At 51.5% G+C, this 18,304-nt stretch carries 16 protein-coding genes; 10 read left to right on the top strand and 6 right to left on the bottom strand.

The window, feature by feature from the left end; genetic code table 11:
- Positions 1-22 precede the first annotated feature (22 nt).
- From rpsO to J0X00_RS09235, 5 genes are all read left to right on the top strand, one after another.
- Positions 23-292 carry a 30S ribosomal protein S15 gene (gene rpsO, locus J0X00_RS09255; protein ID WP_068714911.1) on the top strand — a complete coding sequence of 90 codons (270 nt, stop codon included), beginning with the start codon at positions 23-25 and terminating at the stop codon, positions 290-292.
- A gap of 284 nt (positions 293-576) precedes the next feature.
- Positions 577-2,703: a polyribonucleotide nucleotidyltransferase gene (gene pnp, locus J0X00_RS09250; protein WP_282477959.1), complete on the top strand. Its 2,127-nt coding sequence runs from the start codon at positions 577-579 to the stop codon at positions 2,701-2,703.
- Between the two features lie 137 nt (positions 2,704-2,840).
- A complete protein-coding gene (gene nlpI / locus J0X00_RS09245; protein ID WP_256612483.1) occupies positions 2,841-3,746 on the top strand; it encodes a lipoprotein NlpI in 906 nt (301 codons plus the stop codon).
- A 117-nt stretch (positions 3,747-3,863) separates the two neighbouring features.
- Positions 3,864-4,274, top strand: coding sequence for a MarR family transcriptional regulator (locus J0X00_RS09240; RefSeq protein ID WP_282477958.1), 411 nt, complete (start codon positions 3,864-3,866; stop codon positions 4,272-4,274).
- Between the two features lie 52 nt (positions 4,275-4,326).
- Positions 4,327-5,643, top strand: a complete 1,317-nt coding sequence (locus tag J0X00_RS09235; protein ID WP_282477957.1) for an MATE family efflux transporter — start codon at positions 4,327-4,329, stop codon at positions 5,641-5,643.
- 37 nt (positions 5,644-5,680) lie between these two features.
- Here the strand turns inward: J0X00_RS09235 and J0X00_RS09230 are convergent, their stop codons facing one another.
- The 3 genes from J0X00_RS09230 to J0X00_RS09220 all read right to left on the bottom strand — a co-directional run bounded on the left by J0X00_RS09230 (position 5,681) and on the right by J0X00_RS09220 (position 9,866).
- Complete coding sequence (locus J0X00_RS09230) at positions 5,681-6,559, bottom strand: U32 family peptidase (RefSeq protein ID WP_136486212.1); 879 nt, start codon at positions 6,557-6,559, stop codon at positions 5,681-5,683.
- A 15-nt stretch (positions 6,560-6,574) separates the two neighbouring features.
- Positions 6,575-7,588: a peptidase U32 family protein gene (locus J0X00_RS09225; protein ID WP_282477956.1), complete on the bottom strand. Its 1,014-nt coding sequence runs from the start codon at positions 7,586-7,588 to the stop codon at positions 6,575-6,577.
- 229 nt (positions 7,589-7,817) lie between these two features.
- A complete protein-coding gene (locus tag J0X00_RS09220) occupies positions 7,818-9,866 on the bottom strand; it encodes a bifunctional diguanylate cyclase/phosphodiesterase (protein ID WP_282477955.1) in 2,049 nt (682 codons plus the stop codon).
- 209 nt (positions 9,867-10,075) lie between these two features.
- Between J0X00_RS09220 and J0X00_RS09215 the strand changes: the two genes are divergently transcribed.
- The 4 genes from J0X00_RS09215 (at position 10,076) to rimI (ending at position 12,085) form a co-directional block, all read left to right on the top strand.
- Entirely contained in the window at positions 10,076-10,603 is a 528-nt protein-coding gene (locus J0X00_RS09215; protein ID WP_282477954.1) for an SCP2 domain-containing protein, read from the top strand.
- Positions 10,587-11,093, top strand: a complete 507-nt coding sequence (locus tag J0X00_RS09210; protein WP_218562727.1) for an N-acetyltransferase — start codon at positions 10,587-10,589, stop codon at positions 11,091-11,093. The genes J0X00_RS09215 and J0X00_RS09210 overlap by 17 nt, the downstream gene beginning before the upstream one ends.
- 141 nt (positions 11,094-11,234) lie before the next feature.
- Entirely contained in the window at positions 11,235-11,642 is a 408-nt protein-coding gene (locus J0X00_RS09205; RefSeq protein ID WP_282477953.1) for a DNA polymerase III subunit psi, read from the top strand.
- A complete protein-coding gene (rimI, locus tag J0X00_RS09200) occupies positions 11,639-12,085 on the top strand; it encodes a ribosomal protein S18-alanine N-acetyltransferase (RefSeq protein ID WP_136486224.1) in 447 nt (148 codons plus the stop codon). Before J0X00_RS09205 ends, rimI begins: the two co-directional genes overlap by 4 nt.
- Here the strand turns inward: rimI and J0X00_RS09195 are convergent.
- On the bottom strand, positions 12,063-14,144 hold the full coding sequence (locus tag J0X00_RS09195) for an EAL domain-containing protein (protein WP_282477952.1): 2,082 nt from the start codon (positions 14,142-14,144) through the stop codon (positions 12,063-12,065). The genes rimI and J0X00_RS09195 overlap by 23 nt on opposite strands.
- Before the next feature lie 262 nt (positions 14,145-14,406).
- On the opposite strand from J0X00_RS09195, the gene prfC reads away from it, so the two are divergent.
- Positions 14,407-15,996 carry a peptide chain release factor 3 gene (prfC, locus tag J0X00_RS09190; protein WP_136486228.1) on the top strand — a complete coding sequence of 530 codons (1,590 nt, stop codon included), beginning with the start codon at positions 14,407-14,409 and terminating at the stop codon, positions 15,994-15,996.
- 130 nt (positions 15,997-16,126) lie between these two features.
- Here the strand turns inward: prfC and srmB are convergent, their stop codons facing one another.
- Positions 16,127-17,374, bottom strand: a complete 1,248-nt coding sequence (srmB, locus tag J0X00_RS09185) for an ATP-dependent RNA helicase SrmB (RefSeq protein WP_282477951.1) — start codon at positions 17,372-17,374, stop codon at positions 16,127-16,129.
- A gap of 90 nt (positions 17,375-17,464) precedes the next feature.
- Positions 17,465-18,184 carry a methyltransferase gene (locus J0X00_RS09180; protein ID WP_282477950.1) on the bottom strand — a complete coding sequence of 240 codons (720 nt, stop codon included), beginning with the start codon at positions 18,182-18,184 and terminating at the stop codon, positions 17,465-17,467.
- Positions 18,185-18,304 lie beyond the last annotated feature (120 nt).

Below are 18,304 nucleotides of genomic sequence, written 5' to 3'. Positions count from 1 at the left end.
CTTAACTCTTTAGGAGAGAATTATGTCTCTGAATGCAGAAACTAAAGCAGCAATCGTTGCTGACTACGCACGTGGCGAAGGCGACACTGGTTCACCAGAAGTACAAGTAGCTCTACTGACTGCTTCTATCAACCACCTGCAAGGTCACTTCAAAGCGCACAAAGGCGATCACCACAGCCGTCGTGGTCTGCTACGCATGGTTTCTCGTCGTCGTAAACTACTGGATTACCTGAAAGGTAAAGATCTGGGACGTTACCAAGACCTAATCAAACGTCTAGGCCTACGTCGTTAATCGACGGCTGCATAGTACAGTTTGTTCAAAAAAGGGGCGTTTCGCCCCTTTTTTGTTATCGAAATTTGGCATAACCCTCCGGATCTAGTTTATACTAGCCGCCGTCTGCTCCGTTTAGAGTGGATTGCTTAAAACTCATTGCATTACAGTCACCGTAAGTCGGCCAACAGGTCGCGGCTATTAAAAATGGATTGGCCTTGCGCAGTCTGTTTTCACTAGTCGCGATTGGTGATGCTTTGAGTCTTCATTTATTTATCCAGGCTTAACCTGGAAAAGGAAAACTCATGTTCGAAAAACCAGTAGTAAAAACGTTCCAGTACGGTAACCACACCGTGACGCTGGAAACCGGTGTAATGGCGCGTCAGGCGACTGCTGCAGTAATGGTTACTATGGATGACACAGCGGTATTCGTTAGTGTTGTTGGTAAAAAAGAAGCGGTAGAAGGTCAGGATTTCTTCCCTCTGACTGTGAACTACCAAGAGCGTACATACGCTGCGGGTAAAATCCCTGGTGGTTTCTTCAAGCGTGAAGGTCGTCCTTCTGAAGGCGAAACGCTGACTGCACGTCTGATTGACCGTCCTATCCGTCCGCTGTTCCCGGATTCATTCAAAAACGAAGTTCAGGTTATTGCCACTGTGGTTTCTGTAAACCCGGATGTGCAGCCAGACATCGTGACCATGATTGGTACTTCTGCGGCACTGGCTATCTCAGGTATTCCGTTTAACGGTCCTATCGGTGCAGCGCGTGTTGGTCACATTGATGGTCAACTGGTACTGAACCCAAGCCAGACTGAACTGCAGTCATCTCGCCTTGACCTGGTTGTTGCTGGTACGGAATCAGCAGTACTGATGGTTGAATCTGAAGCAGACAACCTGACTGAAGAAGAAATGCTGTCTGCTGTGGTTTACGGCCACGATCAACAGCAAGCTGTGATTAGCGCGATCAACGAATTCGCTGCTGAAGTAGCGACTCCGGCATGGGATTGGGTAGCACCAGCTGAAAATACTGAGCTGAAAGCGAAAATTGCCGAGCTGGCTGAAAGCCAACTGGTTGAAGCTTACCAAATCACTGAGAAAATGGCGCGTTATGACCGTATCCATGCCATCAGTGCTGACGTAAACGCGAAGCTTCTGGCTGAAGACGAAACTCTGAATCCAAAAGAAATTCACACTATTTTCCACGACCTGGAAAAAACCGTAGTACGTCGCAGCATCATCGCGGGCAACCCACGTATCGATGGCCGTGAAAAAGACATGGTTCGTGCTCTGGATGTACGTACCGGCGTTCTGCCACGTACTCACGGTAGCGCACTGTTCACCCGTGGTGAAACTCAGGCGCTGGTTACTGCGACTCTGGGTACTCAGCGTGATGCACAGATCATCGATGAGCTGACTGGTGAGCGTAAAGATCACTTCCTGCTGCACTACAACTTCCCTCCATACTGTGTGGGCGAAACTGGTTTTGTGGGTTCACCTAAGCGTCGTGAAATCGGCCACGGTAAACTGGCGAAACGTGGTATTGCTGCAGTGATGCCTTCCATCGATGAATTCCCGTACACTGTACGTGTGGTTTCTGAAATCACTGAATCAAACGGTTCATCTTCAATGGCATCGGTATGTGGTACTTCTCTGGCTCTGATGGATGCTGGTGTGCCAATTAAAGCGTCTGTTGCGGGTATCGCAATGGGTCTGGTGAAAGAAGGCGATGACTTCGTGGTTCTGTCTGACATTCTGGGTGATGAAGACCACCTGGGTGACATGGACTTTAAAGTAGCAGGGACTAACTCTGGTGTCACTGCACTGCAGATGGACATCAAGATCGAAGGTATCACGAAAGAAATCATGCAGATCGCTCTGAACCAGGCACAAGGTGCGCGTAAGCACATCCTGTCTGTGATGGATCAGGCTATTTCTGGTGCTCGCGATGATATCTCTGAGTTCGCTCCTCGTATTCACACCATGAAGATCAGCGCGGAGAAGATCAAAGACGTGATCGGTAAAGGTGGTGCGGTAATTCGTCAGCTGACTGAAGAAACCGGTACAACGATTGAAATCGAAGATGACGGTACTATCAAGATCGCAGCCACTGAAGGTGCAGCCGCGAAAGAAGCCATTCGTCGTATCGAAGAGATCACGGCTGAAGTTGAAGTGGGCCGTATCTACACCGGTAAAGTTGCGCGTCTGGCGGACTTCGGTGCATTCGTGACAGTTCTGCCTGGTAAAGATGGTCTGGTTCACATCTCTCAAATCGCTGACAAGCGTGTTGAGAAAGTATCTGACTACCTGTCGGAAGGTCAGGAAGTACAAGTTAAGGTACTGGAAATCGACCGTCAGGGCCGCGTACGTCTGAGCATGAAAGAAGCGGTAGAAGCATCAGTTGAACAAGCGCCAGCAGCACCTGAAGCTGAATAAGCTTCACAGTCTGCGGTAAAGGCGAGTCGTTTTCGCTTTTTAGCGTAAAAGCATGGTATAAAGGGAGCGTCATTCGCTCCCTTTTTTTATCTGTTTCTTTTTGAACCAGAATGCGGGATCAACAGGAGTATCGATTTGTGAAATGGTTTCGAACCGCAACGATCAGTGCCGCACTGCTGCTCTTGGCAGGCTGTGCTTCTCAGTCTTCGTCACAGACCACGCAATGGGTGTATCCGCCGATGGCGATTCCTTTGCAGCCGAGTGTCCAGCAGGAAGTGCAGATTGCCCGTTTAACTCAACTGCTGCAGCGACCGGATCTCAGTGATGAGGTGCGGGCTAAAATGTTGTTTGAGCGTGGTAATTATTATGACAGTGTTGGTCTGAGAGATTTAGCGCGTCTCGACTTTACTCAGTCTCTGTCACTCAACCCTGCTCAGCCGGATATCTTTAACCTGCTGGGCGTGTATTACACCGAAGCGGGCGAGTTTGATGCGGCGTACGAGTCGTTTGATTCTACTCTGGAGCTGGATCCCGGCAATTATTACGCCGAGCGTAATCGTGCGATTGCGCTCTACTACGGTGATCGTCCTGAGTTAGCACTGGAAGAAATTGCCAAGCACTATCAGCAGGATCCCAATGATCCGTTTCGTGCCTTATGGATGTACATCATCGAGAGTGATCTCGATCCTGAGCATGCTTATGATGAGCTGATGACCCGTTATCAGCAGCACGATGAACAGTGGGGTTGGGTACTGGCCGGTCTGATGCTGGGTGATGTGTCAGAAGAGCGGGCGTTTAAAGCTGTGCTGAGTGCTACTCGTGACAACACCCTGCTGGCACAGCATCTGACTGAAGCTTATTTTTACCTCGGCAAGCGTTACCAGATGCAAGGGGAACTGGCTCAGGCGATTTCACTGTATAAGCTGGCGATTTCATTCAATGTCTATGAGTACGTTGAACATCGTTATGCTTTCATCGAGCTGGGGCGCATCTATCAGCAATTACGTGAAGCTCGTCAGGAGCAGGCACAGCCGCAATCCTAGTGCACAACGTTAGAGTGTCACCTTGTTAAAGCTGCTTAGATAAGCAGCTTTTTTATTGCCACTTTACAGCAATATTGGCACAATAATAGTTAGTCAAGCTAACTAAATGGGCAATGTATGAGTTTAGATGTCAATCTGGAGAAGCTGGAACGTTTTTCCGCCAAGGTATGGCGGCAGTACAGCAAAGAAGATCCGATAGCTCAGCTGAGCTTTAATGAGTACGACTATTTAAAAGTATTGCAGGGCGGAAGCGAGCCGATGCGACTGACCGACCTGGCAACCCAGATGGAAGTGACTAAGCCTTCGGCTTCGGCCATGATAAAGCGCCTGGAGCGCAAAGGTCTGGTTTGTCGCCAGCGCTGCAGTGAAGATGCCCGCGTGCACCGTTTTAGCCTGACTGATGCTGCGTTGCTGTCCTTGCAATCGGAAGCCAAGGTGTATCAGCGTCTGGCAACTCAGATCTCCCGTCACCTCAGTGATGAAGAAGCGGTGTTTTTGGACGTTTTACTGAGCAAGGCGCTACGGTAAGCTTTATTTATTGGTTAGCTTGACTAACTAAAATGGCAGCAGGAGAGGGGCGATGTCTGTATTGCGTCAGTTTTTACGTTTTACCGTGCCGACAGTCGCGGCAATGCTGGTCAACGGCCTTTATCAGGTGGTGGATGGGATTTTTATCGGTCACTACATCGGTGCTGCTGGCCTGGCAGCAATCAATGTCGCCTGGCCGGTGATTGGTACCACACTCGGCATTGGTATGATGGTGGGCGTCGGATGCGGCGCTCTGGCTTCGATCCGGCAGGGGGAAGGGGATATCGAGCAGGCCAGGCGCATTCTGGCCACCGGCCTGATGAGCTTGATTGTTCTGGCACCTTGTGTCGCGGCGGTTTTGTGGTGGCTGGCTGAAGACTTCTTGCGCTGGCAGGGTATCGAGGGGCAGGTACTGCAGCTTGGCTTACAGTACTTGCAGGTGCTGATGTTAAGTTGTGTGTTCAGCCTGGGCTCAATTGCGATGCCGTTTTTACTGCGTAATGACGACAGCCCGAATCTGGCCACCTTACTGATGATGCTAGGGGCGCTGATCAATATCGTGCTCGATTATGTGCTGATTGCCGTGGCTGGCTGGGAGCTGACCGGCGCGGCGATAGCCACAGCTGTCGCTCAGATGGTGGTCAGTGTGCTCGGCATGAGCTACTTTTTCAGCCGCAGAGCCAATATGCGTCTGACCCGTGCCAGCCTGCGATTTGACTGGCAATATGTACCCAAGATGCTGCACATCGGCGCGTCGAGCCTGTTTATGTATGCTTATGGCGCTATCATGGTGGCGATTCATAACAGTGTGATTATGCACTACGGAGATGCGGTACTGGTCGGGGCTTATGCCATGCTCGGCTATATCATAGTGGTGTATTACTTCACGGCCGAAGGCATTGCCAGCGGCATGCAGCCTCTGGCCAGTTTTTATTATGGGGCCGGACAAAATGACAATCTGCGCCGGCTGTTAAAACTGGCGATGAGTGTCGCGGTGCTAGGTGGCATGGTGTTTGTTTTACTGCTCAATCTGTTTAGCGAACAGGTCATCAGTATCTTTAACTCTGATGACGCCCGCTTGCTGCAGGGGGCCTCTTTCGCGCTGACGCTGCATCTGTCCGCTCTGTACCTGGATGGCTTTCTGGTGGTGTGCGCGGCGTTTTACCAGGCCACGAATCAGGGTAACCGAGCCATGTTTGTCACCATAGGCAATATCGTGCTGCAACTGCCGTTTCTGTTTGTGTTGCCTAAATTATGGGGCATGACCGGTGTCTGGCTGGCCTTTCCGCTCTCCAATCTGGCGCTCAGCCTGGTGGTTGCCGTGATGCTGTGGCGTAGCCTGCGGCGCATGAATCTGCTGCCGGTGTAAGAGAGTCAGGCTGAACCAATGTCAGATGGAATAAGTATTACGCTATTTCGACCGCCAATCCGGGCAGTTGGTGCCAGTAGCCGTTACACTGATAATGCTCGAGTGGTTGCGGATTCTGGCCCTGCTCATTGGCACAAAAGCGGCTTAAGTGACGAAAGGTTTCCTCCCCGAGCGGACTGAGGCGGACGACATCGACCAGGCCCTGCATGTGTGGCAGATCATTAATCAGGTTGTAACAGTAGCCGGACTGGGTCTGAATGCCATTAAGGTTGAACACGGCCTGGCCTTCTTGACTGGCGACCTGAATGCCGGTCGGATAGCGGATGCAACAGGTCTGGCACTCATCTTTGGCGCGGTTTTCGGCCCGGGCGGTAAAGCAGCGCGCAGAATAAGCCAGCGGCAGGTAACCATGGCTGAACACTTCCACTTCAAACTGACCGCGGATACCCAGCGTTTCACACTGCTGCAAAGTATTGCTCAGCCATTGGCGCGATAACTCAACCGGCATGCACCAGCGCATCATGCCTTGTTTGAGAAACAGTTTGAGCGCGTGGGCGTTATAGGTATTGATCGCCGGTCCGACCACAAAAGGCATTCTTTTCTCACTGGCGAGCGAAATACCCGCCATGTCATTGGCTTCAATAATAAAGTCACCATTATCGACATAGCTTTGCATGACTTTAATTTCACTCGGTGCTTCCAGCAGTGCCATGGTCGACAGTACGACTTGCTTGCCGGCCCGATTCAGTTGGGTGGCTATCTCCAACCAGTGCTGCGGCTTGAGTTCACGCCGTTTGGAACAGACGGTTTCCCCCAGGTAGATAATATCCGCTTCACTGCTACTGGCCTGCAGGTAAAACTGCTCGACGTCTTGTTTGGGCCAGAAGTAAAGCAGCGGGCCTAATGCGTATTTCATGCTTTCTCCTTGTAATTACTGCCATTGACGGTGGTAAGCACCGAGTGTGGTTTGAGAGCCTTCCGAGACATTGGCTAATGTTTTCTCCCACTGGCTGTCGACCTGATAGCGCTCAGGGGCAGCCAGATAGCGATCAATGGCGGCGCGCCAGGTGCGGGTGACCTGCTCGACATAAGCCGGGCTGCGCTGACGACCTTCAATTTTGACCGAAGCGACATTAGCGGCAAACAGCTGGGGCAGCATGGCCAGGGTATTGAGGCTGGTGGGCTCTTCCAGCGCGTGATAGCGTTTGGTCTGGCCGTCAATGTCGGCATGAAAACGGCCTTTGCACAAGGTCGGATATCCTGCATTTTCCCCATCGGCATAACGGTCAATCAGGATCTCGTTGAGGCGCGATTCAAGACCGCTATCGGTCTGTTGCCAGCGCACATATTTGGCCGGCGAGCAGGCCCCGACCGTATTGGGTGACTCACCGGTCAGGTAAGATGAAAGATAACAACGCCCTTCTGACATGATGCACAGACTGCCAAAGGCGAATACTTCCAGTTCGACCCCTTGAGGTACGGTGCGCGACAGTTGCTTCACCTGATGAATCGACAAGACCCGTGGCAGCACCACGCGTTTGACGTTGAAATGATGATGGTAATATTCAATCGCTTTGACGTTAGTGGCTGAAGCCTGTACTGACAGGTGCAGTTCAATCCCCGGATAGTGCTCTGCGGCGTAATCGAGCAGTGCAACATCGGCGATAATCAGCGCATCGACGCCGAGAGAGGCCGCCTGATCCACCGCCTGGGTCCAGCGTTCGAACCCTTGCGGATGGGCAAATGTGTTCAGAGCGATGTGCATTTTTTTACCGTGGTCATGCACATACTGGCTGGCTTTTTCCAGTTTTTTACCACTGAAGTTGAGGCCGGCAAAGTGGCGGGCGTTGGTATCGTCTTTGAAGCCGAGATATACCGCGTCGGCACCGCAGTCAATGGCCGTTTTTAAGGCTGGCAGGTTGCCTGCCGGACAGAGAAGTTCCATTGCTCAGGTCTGTTTGCTAAGGAAAAGAACCGGCATTTTAGGCGCAAACAGCGCCGACGGATTTGATGTAGGGCAGGTTTGCGGCGATTCGGGGTAAATATCTGTACCGCTATCAGTCACTTGTCCGCTGAGGTATGCTTCTGCTGCGGTACGGTCGCTGCGGTGTAGCGTGCGCAGGTATAGAGTGCAGCCTGCTGCAGACCTCAACCGCCGGCCTGGGCGCGAGGGCTTATTTGGTCAGCGGCCGGTGGCGACGATTTTGCGAGAACAGTTCTTCCACTTCATGGCGAGGCTGCGGGCGGTAGAAATGAAAGCCCTGAATTGAATGGCAATTGAGATTCGACAGCAGGGTGGCCTGTGGTTGGGTTTCCACCCCCTCCGCCACTACGGTCAGATTCAGTGATTTACCCAGATTGATGATGTTTTCAATCACTGTGACCTGCTTTGGCAGAGTGTCAATATCGGCGATGAAGGCACGGTCAATTTTGAGCTCATCGATTGGAAAACGAGCCAGGTAGGCTAAAGAAGAATAGCCGGTACCAAAGTCATCAATCGACAGGGCAAAGCCGAGTTTTTTTATCGCATTGAGCATTTGCAGGGTATGTTCGCTGTCACTCATTACCGCACTTTCTGTCAGCTCGAACGTAATACAGTTTGGGTCTAGTTGGGTAGTGCGCAGTAATTTTTCCAGGTAATCAATCAGCTGTGGGTTACCAAACTGCTCAGGGGAGATATTAATTGCCACCCGGCCAGGGAGGATGCCCTGTTGTTTCCAGCGTTTCACTGTGGCGAATACCTCACGCATCACCACCCGGCCTAAATGCTCAATCAGGCCGGCTTTTTCAGCCACGGGAATAAAGGCGCCCGGGCTGATGTAGCCTTCAACCGGGTGTTTCCAGCGTACCAGTGCTTCTGCGCCATTAATGCTGAAATCACGCGCGTTAACCTTAGGTTGATACCACACTTCCAGACCATTTTGCTGCAACGCTTTTTGCAGTTCGATTTCCAGCCATAAACGCATCCGCGCTTCTTTGTTCATCTGATCGTTAAACTTGATCAAACGGTTACGGCCGCGGTCTTTGGCTTCATACATCGCCGTATCGGCGTTTTGCAGCAGGACACGCGCATCGTTGCCATCGCCGGGATAGTGCACGCTGCCGATAGAGCAGGCCAGGCGCTTACTGAAATGGTGCAGGTCAAACGGTTGGTTGATAAGCGCAATGATACGTTCTGCCAGCAGGTCGGCGGAGCGATTATTCTCTGGCTGCGGCAGGATCAGACCGAATTCGTCTCCACCCAGATGGCCGAGGACCGCATGGGGCGGAACCAGACGTTTCAGGCGGGAGGAGACTTCTTTGATCACCTTGTCACCAATGTGGTGGCCGAGCGAATCATTGATGTTTTTAAAGTTATCAATGTCGAGATAGAGCATCACCAGCGGGGTATCATTGTGAATAAGCTGCTCAAGGCGCTTGGTGAAGCCGAGACGGTTAGACAGCCCGGTCAGAGTGTCGATATGCAGGTCTGTCTGCGTGGTAGCAGACAACTGTTTACTGACCTGATCGCCATCCTGAATCAGGATCAGCTGCGAATGGCTGCCCAGTAATCGGGTCGGACTGGCATTGAGCTGCACCTTACGTTCAAAGCCGCAGCGCGGCCCGGTCAGGCAACTGAGCGGCGCTTCTGACAGCAACAGTCCGAGTGGTGTATTAAAGACGGCTTTGGTTTTCTCATCGACAAACAGGCGCGACAGTTCTTCGCCGAGTAATTCGGTGGCGGTGTCAAAACCGAGTAAACGAGCTGAAGCCGGATTGGCGGAAATGATGCAATCCTCTTCCACCAACAGTAAGCCATCCGGCAGCAGGGCGGTGAGGGTAGAGAATTTATTTTCCGACTCTTCCAGAGAGCGGATCAGGATCTGCTTTTCTGAGGTATCGATGGCGTGGAAAACAATGTATTCAATCTGATTGTCATTGCTGATCGGCGACAGGGAAAAGTGCAGACTGGTTTCCAGATCCAGCTCATGCAGCGTCACTTCCGCTTCGAGGTTTTCGCCATTAAACGCACGTTCATAGTAGGGTTTGAGATGTTGATAGAACTGCTCGCCTAATACTTGAACGTCATCCATCCCTACCAGTTCTGCAGACGGTAGTCCGGCGATGTCACAATAGCGCTCGTTGACCAGCACATACTTATGTTGATGGTCGAGCAAAGCAAAAAAGAACGGACTATTCGACGTCATTTTTGCAAACCAGTGCTGTATATTTTGCGAAGGCATGTGCGAAAGCATCAAGATACTACCAACTGTCCATAGCGCGTACTATTCATTGAATGTGTTACTTTGACAAGAAACCTTAACTATAACTTTGATTCCTGTTACTGGAAAGCTCCCCGGGCGGTGGGTTTTTTTGATGTATAACAGGAATTGCTGCAATTATATCCATTATGATTGCGCCATTCTTGCATAAAAAGTAACGGATATTTCGCGTGATTAACAAGATTCGCACCCAACTGGTTCAAAATGCTGCTTCAATTTTGCGATCTCCGATCGATTTATTACCTCACTCAGTACAAAAAAACGCCTTATTACAGGTGTTGCAACGGGTTTTCCATGAAGCTCTGCAGGACGGCGAGTTTGAGTTTCTGCAAGGAAAGTGGCTCAAAATTGAGATTTGTGATCTGGATCTACGTTGGTTTATCAGTTTTGAGAATGAACGTCTGATTGTTGCAGATAACGTCAAACATGAAGATGTCAGCTTCAGTGGCGACCTGAATGAGTTGATTTTAATCGCGGGACGCAAAGAAGATCCGGACACTTTATTCTTTCAGCGCCGTCTGCTGATTGAAGGCGATACTGAACTCGGACTGGAAGTCAAAAATTTGATGGATAGTGTGGATTTGCAACAATTACCTAAAGCGGGACAAATTTTACTTCAACATTTGGCCGATTTTGTGCATAAAGGCATGCAAACGCCCAATACACAAAATGAGGTAGTGAATGCTTATTCGAACTGAGGCTCCAGCAGATATTCTGGCGGTCGACCGCCTGTTAAAGTCTGTGTTTGACACAGAAGCTGAAGCCAATTTGGTGATGGCGTTACGGGAAAATGGTCATCGCACTCTGTCACTGGTCGCGTGTGATGATAACGGTGAAGTGATAGGCCATGCGATGTTCAGCCCGGTCACGCTCAACGGAGAAGATCTCAATTGGCAGGGGCTGGCGCCTCTTGCCGTCAAAGCGTCCTGTCGCCGTCAGGGAATTGGTGCCGAGATGGTGCGTGAAGGCCTGGCATCGTTGGGCGAACTGGGCTATCCGGCGTGTGTGGTGCTGGGGGATCCGGCCTACTACGGGCGATTGGGCTTTGATTCTGCGGCCCCATTGGGTTTTCACTGTCAATGGCCGGCGCATGAGCAATATTTCCAGATAGTCTCTCTGTGGGAAAACGAACTCCAGGGCCGCGAAGGACTGATTGAATACTGTGCAGAGTTCGCGGAATTGGATTAAAGCGAAAGTCCGCACTTGCACGACAACAGATAACGGGAGCCGCTGGCTCCCGTTTTTTAACTTCATTTCATGCATTCCTGCTTGAGCGGCCTGAGCCAAGTTTGTTAGCATGGCGAGCATTCATTTGACGGGCACACATTCATGTTTGAGCAACAGCATTATCTTCAGGCGATGGGCATTCAGACCTGGGAACTGGTTCATCCCGAGCGACTGGCCGGCTTTCAGCCATCGTTACAGCCGCTGTACGCCGGTTGCCGTTTATTGCTGGTGTGTGAAACCTTTCCGGATGCGCAAGACTGCGCGCTGTTTGCGCGGGTACTGAAAAGCTTTCATGTCAGTCTGGATCAGGCCAGACATGTTTATCCCCATCAGCTGGCCCAGTTGGATTTATCCGCATTGGAATGGATCTGGTTTGCCGGTTGTGATGCCACACCTGAGATTGCCGCCAAACGTCTGGTCTCGCCGTTACTGCGTGCTATCGCCGGTAACAACCAGCATCGCCGCGATCTGTGGCAGCAGATTTGTGCTTACGGAGCACCGACATCGTGACTATTGAGTTTGTCCCTTTAACTGCCGAACATGTGCAGTATGTGTATCGTATTGAACAGGCCGCGCATAGCCACCCATGGTCGCAAACCATGATCGGTGATGTGGCAAGCCGCGGTGCTTGTCATCAGGTGATGCTGGTTGAGCAACAAGTGGTGGGTTATTTTTATGCCCAGAATATTGTCGGAGAAGTGACGTTGCTTAATGTTGCGGTTGCGCCTGAGCAGCAAGGCAAAGGTTATGGTCGTCAGCTGATGGAGCATTTTCTCGAGATGTGCGAGCAAGCGGGAGCGGAAAGTGCCTGGCTGGAGGTTCGCGACAGCAACCAGCGCGCCTATCAGCTTTATTGTCAGCTTGGCTTTAATGATATCGATCGGCGGGTAAACTACTATCCGACCGCGAAAGGGCGTGAAGACGCGATCATCATGAGTTACCCGTTTGTTTGAACACGTCGCTCTGAGCGGCTTCCAGAGCATGCTCTAACAATGACTGATAATGGTTGTCGGCAAAACGCTGGGTGATCACACTGGCCGGTAACGGCTGATCGAACAGAAAACCCTGGAACTGCTGGCAACCAAGCTGCTTAAGAGCATTGAGCTCAAACACATCCTCCACCCCTTCCGCGATCACCTCCAGACCGAGACGATGAGCGATCATGATGATGGTATCCACGATCGCCTGATCGTTATCATCCAGGTGAAGCTGGGTCACAAATGAGCGGTCAATTTTCAGCACATCGACCGCCAGATGTTTCAGATAACGCAGTGACGAATACCCGGTGCCAAAGTCATCAATCGAGATCTTGATTTGGCTCTCTTTGAGGCGGTGCATTTTTTCCACCGCACCAGCAACATTTTCCAGCAGCAGGTTTTCGGTGATTTCCAGCTCAATATGCTCTCCGCTGATCCCGGCTTGCTGCAGTGCCTCACTAATGTGCTCGACAAAAGATTCCTGAGCAAACTGCAGTGGGCTGATATTGATCGCCAGACGACGAAATTCGGCGGGCAGAACGCCGGCTTTTTTCCACTGTGCATACTGATAAAAGGCCTGCTCGATGATCCAGTTCCCTATCGGCAGGATTTGCCCTGTCTCTTCGGCGACCGGCATAAACAGGCCTGGCGCCTGGAGGCCTTTTTGCGGATGATGCCAGCGTATCAGCGCTTCGACCCCGATGATCTGATGCTGCGTATTGAGCTGGGGCTGATAGTAGAGCTCGAACTGATGGTGATTCAGTGCCTCGTGCAGCCCTTTTTCGGTTTGCAGGAAGGATTCGACCTGGGCCCGCATTTCTGGTTCATAGAATACGTACTTGCCGCGACCACTGACTTTAGCCCGATACAGAGCCGTATCGGCCTGGCGCAGTACATCGATATTGTTATGGCCGGAAGAGGCAAAGGTTGCAATCCCGATACTTACCGAGCAATACAGCTGATGATTATCGACATTATAGGGATTAGAAATCAACGCCAGCAACTGGCGCGCAACCGCTTCAACCTGCTGTGATTCCAGCGCTGGTATCAGTACGACGAATTCATCTCCGCCGACGCGGGCACAGATGTAATCCTGTTTGGCCCAGGCGCGCAGCCGGGTGGCAATGGCTGTGATCATACGATCGCCTATGGTATGGCCGAGCGAGTCATTGATGGTTTTGAAGCGATCCAGATCGAGGTAAAACAGCACACCATTGTGTTGGTGCTGTTCAGCCTGTTCGATCGCTTTAGTCAGCATCTGCAGCAGCAGACTGCGGTTGGCAAGACCAGTCAGATTGTCATAGTAGGCCAACTGATTCAGTTTCGTTTCAGCCTGCTCGCGTTCACGCCATAACGAATGAAACGAAGAGGCCAGTTCGCTGATCTCGTTTTCCTGCTCGAAGGCGGGCAGCGACAGGTTGGTATGAGAACGGTTGGGCAGGTTACGAACCCACTCGATCAACTGGGTCAGCGGCCGGGAGAGCTTGCGGTAGAAAAACACCAGTAGAATGGATGTCAGCAGTATATTGCGCAGCAGATCAAACAGCAGTACACGGCGGATTTTGGCAATAAAGTCCCGAGCGATGGAGGTGCCGTCGACCTCAAAGGTCAGTGTGCCGACCAGAACCTCGGTACCCGGCTGGTATAACTGGCGGCTGAACAGAGGCGGATCCGGGGTGAAGTAGGGGGCCAGCCATCTCACCAGGGGCTCAGCCACGGCGCTGCGTTGTTCCATGCGGGTCAGGTCGTCACCAAAGTCATCCACCAGTTGCACCCGGACGACAGCATTATCAGCCATCAGGCTGGTGGCGACCTGTTCTGCCAACAGATGATTAAGATGATAGGCGGCCTGACTGGCATTATCATAGTGTTGTTGCAGCTTAACCTGGTAGTGTTGCTTAATGCGCTGCTGCTCCTGATGAAACTCGATTCCCGCTTGGTAAAGACTGAAACACAAGCCAAGCAAAACCGAAACCATAAATACGGTCTTGGCCTGACGGAAGGCAAGCGAGTGAATTTGTCTGAATCGGGTCATAGAGTTTGGATTTTCCTGTTTGTTTTATCAGTTATAGCCCATTCTGGCGCAGATATTAATGTTAAAGTGAAAACTCAGCTTTTATTCGAGACCCGGCGACAAAAATGCCTTGTGTTCATCAGTCCTGATCACTCCGGCATCGTTGTCGGTGTCTTAAAGTTGCTCCGTGCGCTAAGATCAGGGACAATACCGCCAAAATGTTAACCGCAAGGCTAAGGGCCGGCATCGTTCTGCGCTTTAGCATCAACAGAAGATCCTTTTCATGTCTACATCACCTTTTATGGGCGAAGTATCGAAACGCCGTACTTTCGCTATTATCTCGCACCCGGATGCGGGTAAAACAACCATCACTGAAAAAGTGCTGTTATTCGGACACGCTATTCAAACCGCAGGTTCGGTTAAAGGACGTGGTTCTTCCCAACATGCCAAATCCGACTGGATGGAGATGGAAAAAGAGCGTGGTATCTCAGTTACCACCTCCGTGATGCAGTTCCCGTATCGTGATGCGCTGGTTAACCTGCTCGATACTCCGGGGCACGAAGACTTCTCGGAAGATACCTACCGTACCCTGACCGCGGTGGACTCTTGTCTGATGGTGATCGACGCAGCGAAAGGTGTTGAGGATCGGACCCGTAAACTGATGGAAGTGACCCGTCTGCGTGATACGCCGATCGTCACTTTCATGAACAAGCTTGACCGTGACATCCGTGATCCGATGGAATTGCTGGATGAAGTGGAAAACGAGCTGAAAATCCTGTGTGCGCCGATTACCTGGCCGATTGGTTGTGGTAAAGAGTTCAAAGGTGTGTACCACATTCACCGTGATGAGACGATTCTGTACTCGACCGGTCAGGGGCACACGATTCAGGAAGAGCGCATTGTTAAAGGCCTGGATAACCCTGAGCTGGATGAGCAGGTAGGTGCCGATCTGGCCGCGCAGCTGCGTGACGAGCTGGAGCTGGTGCTGGGGGCATCGAATGAGTTTGACCAGGAGATGTTCCTCAGCGGCGAACTGACCCCGGTTTACTTTGGGACTGCTCTGGGTAACTTTGGTGTTGACCACATGCTGGATGGTCTGACTGAGTGGGCACCATCGCCATTACCACGTCAGGCTAATGAGCGAGAAGTGGAAGCGACAGAAGAGAAGTTCAGCGGCTTTGTGTTTAAGATCCAGGCCAATATGGATCCAAAGCACCGTGACCGTATTGCCTTTATGCGTATCGTATCAGGTACTTATAAACAGGGCATGAAAATGAACCATGTCCGTATCGGTAAGCAGGTCAGCATTTCGGATGCGGTGACGTTCATGGCCGGTGACCGTGCGCGTGCTGAAGAGGCGTTTGCCGGTGATATTATCGGTCTGCACAACCACGGTACCATCCAGATTGGTGATACCTTTACTCAGGGTGAAGCGCTGAAGTTCTCCGGTATTCCCAATTTTGCACCGGAACTGTTTCGTCGTATCCGCCTTAAAGATCCACTTAAGCAGAAGCAACTGCTGAAAGGTCTGGTTCAACTGTCGGAAGAAGGTGCGGTACAGGTATTCCGTCCACTGCAGAACAACGATTTGATCGTGGGTGCGGTGGGTGTGCTGCAGTTTGATGTCGTGGTTGCACGTCTGAAATCTGAGTACAACGTGGAAGCGATTTACGAAGGTGTCAACGTTGCAACAGCGCGCTGGGTAGAGTGCGATGATGTGAAGAAGTTTGAAGAATTCAAACGTAAAAACCAGAGTAACCTGGCCCTCGACGGCGGTGACAACCTGGCTTACATCGCGCCGACCATGGTGAACCTTAACCTGGCCCATGAACGTTTCCCTGAAGTTACGTTCCGCGCGACACGCGAGCACTAATCGCTTGAGCCCTGCCCGGGTGATGGCCCGGGCATCTGGTTGATGAGGAACGAGCAATAAAAAGCCGATGCATGCATCGGCTTTTTTATTGTTTAACAAGATCGTTTAACAAGACCATTTAGCGGCGTTGTTATTTTTTCTTCTTCGCTTTAGGGCTTTTCTTTTTATCGCCGCTTTTTTTCACTGCTGCTTTTTTCTTGTCGTCTTTTTTCTTTTTCTTAAACACCGGCTTTTTATGTGTCGGGCGCAGGCCGTCAACGTAGCGCTCTTTGATGTCTTCTTTGATGTAGCGAGCGACGCGATTCATCATTGGTTGGTCATGAGCTTCCACCAGTGAAATGGCGATGCCTTTTTTACCGGCACGAGCGGTACGGCCGATACGGTGCAGGTATACGTCAGCACTGCGTGGCAGATCGAAGTTGATCACGTGGCTGACATCCGGCACATCGATACCACGGGCTGCGACGTCGGTGGCAAGCAGGATGTTGACGCTGCCGTCACGGAAGCGGCTGATAGCATTGTTACGGCGCTCCTGCGGCATTTCACCCTGAATCCACGAGCAGTCAATTTGCGCACTTTCCAGCAAGGCACGAATTTCTGCCAGACGTTCACGTGTTTTGAAAAACACAATCGCGCGTTCAGACTGCTCCGTCAGGATCACTTTCAGCATCGCCACTTTATGCGCCATGTCGTCAGCGCGATGATACCACTGTGCGATCTTCTTGCGTTCACGGCGTGGCGGCTCGGCCTTCACTTCTGCCGGGTTCTTGAGCAGGTCGGCAGTAAAGCCTTCCACTCCGCGTCCTTCCAGCGTGGCTGAGAACAGCAGCGTCTGTTTACGCCAGCGGCATTCGGCTGACAGACGATCAACGGCAGGGCCAAAGCCCATATCCAGCATCCGGTCGGCTTCATCGAGTACCAGCCATTCAATCGCGCGGCAGTCAAAGCGTTCAGCTTCAATGTATTCCAGCAGACGGCCAGGAGTTGCGACGACGATATCCTGAGTGGTGGCCAGAATGTCGGCGTGCTCCTGATACTGCACACCACCGGTAATGGTGAAAATATTCAGCTTGGTGTACTTGGCCAGTTCACGCGCCTGATCGGCGACCTGCATGGCCAGTTCACGGGTTGGGGTCAGAATCAGAACCCGGGCCGGGCCGGCTTTCTTACGCGGGAAGTCCTGCAGATATTGCAGCGCCGGGATCACGAAAGAGGCAGTTTTACCGGTACCGGTTGGCGCAGAAGCCAGTACGTCTTTGCCGTCCAGGGCCAGTGGAATGGCTTCAGCCTGGACCTGTGTTGGGCGTTCAAAGCCCATTTCTTCAATGGCTTCAAGAAGATTTGGATCCAGTTCTAGGTCAGCAAAGGTTTTAATCACTGTGGTTTCTCCGCAAGCGCTGGGTTTATCAGTCTATTTTAAAGGGCGCACATTATAGATGGATCGTCAGTCAGATCACATCTTTAATTTTCACATCTTCAGATAAAACGCCCGGGTAAGGGCAATAAAGTCGGCACTGTAACCATCAGATTCCTGGATGGTTAATGTACTGAACTGGCCGTCACACTGTGTCTTTTGTAGCTCAAACAGTAAGCGGTGTACAGGTTTGCGTGGTGATGGGCGAACCTCACAGCGTCGGGCCACAAACCAGCCGCGTTGCTGGGCCAACTGAATAAATTGTTCGCCTTCAACCAGCGGTAGTATCAAAGCCGCGCGGCCATTGGCGCTGAGCAGGCGCGACAATGCCTCAATCAGCGCGCTGTGGCTCAGGCTGTCGGTGTGTCTGGCGGTGGCACGCTGGCTGTGCTGTGCGGTTTGACCATTGTTGAAGTAGGGGGGATTGCAGATGATGCCGTCAAAGAGATCCTCAAGATCCGTCTGCAGGATATCCTGCTGAACAACACGGATACGTGCAGCCCAGGGGGAATTGGTAACATTATGACTGGCGGCTGCAAACGCGTGTGTGTCGATATCCACGGCTGTTATTTGTGCCTGCTCAAAGCGTTGCGCACACATCAGCGCAAGCAGACCGGTACCGGTACCGATATCCAGAATGCGCTGCGGCGTATCGCGCAATGCCCAGGCGCCGAGTAACACGCCATCGGTGCTGACCGGCATGCCACTTTGCCCGCCCTGAATGTCAAATTGCTTAAATCTGAAGCCTTTAGTTTGTAATGTGCTGCTTTTCATTAATGTATCGAATGCGTCATTGGTTGAAGTAATTATAACTAGTGTTACTTAAATGTTTGGTGTTTTATTCTGCCTGGTGAGTCGGGTTTTCTGTCTGTTATTAAAATATTGTTCTGCTTA

The organism is Vibrio sp. ABG19, assembly GCF_029962385.1.
Taxonomy (GTDB): Bacteria; Pseudomonadota; Gammaproteobacteria; order Enterobacterales; family Vibrionaceae; genus Vibrio; species Vibrio ostreae.
Note: the sequence above shows the minus strand (reverse complement) of the source record. Positions and strands in the feature narration are given on the sequence as shown.